This is a genomic window from Bacillus sp. P4_D3, from assembly GCF_056401855.1.
On record NZ_JBFUIN010000563.1, the window covers coordinates 1 to 2,011 of the forward strand.

Sequence of the window (2,011 nt, forward strand, 5' to 3'; positions counted from 1 at the left end):
GCGCTCAATATCGTGTTGCATTTTTCTTTCTTTATAATCGACAAATAGTGTATTTAAATCGTATCCATCTGGATATAATTCCTTTGCTGCCACGTCTAAAGTAATACGTTTTACATTCACTTCAGTGAATTCACCGTTATAATATACAACGACATTATAGAAATTATCTTTTTCCTTATATACGATTCCGAAATCGTTATGATCTAATAATTTCACACGGTCGCCAATCTTATATTCATAGTGATTTTCTCTTTTTTCTTGCACGAATTTCGGTTTTCTAATTTTGCTTTCATTCACTTTTTCTAAACGATATTCTTTATTTCCCATATACTCTTTCGCTCTTTGCAGTACATGTTCTTTTACATTCATTTTATTTGCAATCCAAAGTGCATTACTTTCACCAGATTTACCGATCACTAATTTATAAAGAGGCTCCAATGTCTCACTATTAAATTGCATTGCTGCGTTCATAAAATCACCATGCAGTTCTGAAAATCGTTTAATTTCTCCGTAATGTGTACTCGCAATTGTAATACATCCCGTTAGATAAAATTCTTCTAAAATAGATATCGCAAGCGCCGCACCTTCATTTGGTTCTGTGCCGCTTCCTATTTCGTCAAATAGTAGTAACGTATTATTATTTGACATCCTCATAATTTCAGACAGATTTTTCATATGAGATGAAAATGTACTTAGTGCATTTTCAATACTTTGATTATCACCTATATCTACAAACACATTTTCGAAAATAGCAATTTCCGTTTCTTTATCTCCAGCGATGTGCAAGCCAGACATTGTCGCTAATGTTAAAAGTCCAATTGTTTTTAACACAATCGTTTTCCCGCCCGCATTCGGTCCTGTAATAATTAAACTACGGTACTCTTGACCGATTTCAAAATTTAACKGTACAACTTGCCCTGTTAAAAGCGGATGCTTACAATTCACTAAATGAATGTGACCATGATCGTTTAACTTCGGTTCTATTCCATCGATACTTTTACTAAACTTCGCTTTCGCAAATACCATGTCATATTGACTAATCAGTTCCATATTAATTTTTATATGATAAATATTTTCTAATATCATTCCTGATAAAGTCGCTAAAATTTGATACTCTTCCATCGCTTCTTCTGCTTTCCAACTTGCTAGTTCCGCATTTAATTTTGTAACCGTATGTGGTTCTATAAATACAGTAGAACCTTTTGCAGATGCTTCAACAATACTTCCTGCAACTTGATTTTTATAGGTAGATTTGATTGGAATCGTATAGCGATCATCCTTTTTACTAATAAAGAATTCCTGAATATACTTCTTATTTGCACTACTATTTAAAAATTTCGTTAAACGTTCTTTTATTTTTCCATCTACAGAATCAATGTTATTTCGAATTCGTTTTAACTCTTTACTAGCCGCTGCATCAATGCTATTTCCTTTAATTGAAAAGTTAATTTCCTCTTCAATACTTTTAAATTCAGTCATTGAATTTGCATAAGAAGCTAATACTGGCGCAAAAAATTCTTTATCTAGCATAAACTTTTTAATCTTTCGACACCCACGTAAAAAGTCTGAAACACTTACTAATTCTGCTGGGTCTAAAATCATCCCTTTTTCTAATTTTTGAATTGTACTAGCAATATTAGAAATCCCGAAAAAAGGAACATGCCCTTCCGCATCTACTATAGCTCGTGCTTCTGTCGTTTCATTTAAGCGATTTCTCACTACTTTTATACTCGTACTCGGCTCTAATTTATTTAATAATTCCTTACCTAAACCACTTACACAATAAGATTTCACTATTTCCATTAATTCGTTATATTGTAACTTTTCAAAAGTCATCGTATTCATTTTGTTTCTCCTCACTATGATTGATTTCTATCATCAATGAAGATACCTACTCATTAGATTCCAATGAATTCTATATTATTTAATTACCATTTTTATACATTAAAAATATATACAAAAAAGCTGCGGGGATACCGCAGCTTTTACATTTACAAGGCAAGTGTAATAA

The 2,011-nt window shown here is 32.0% G+C and carries 1 protein-coding gene; it reads right to left on the reverse strand.

What is annotated here, in order from left to right:
* Positions 1 to 1,845: endonuclease MutS2 (locus tag AC1DTM_RS24090; RefSeq protein ID WP_477001066.1), on the reverse strand; the 1,845-nt coding region annotated here is incomplete at its 3' end.
* Positions 1,846 to 2,011 lie beyond the last annotated feature (166 nt).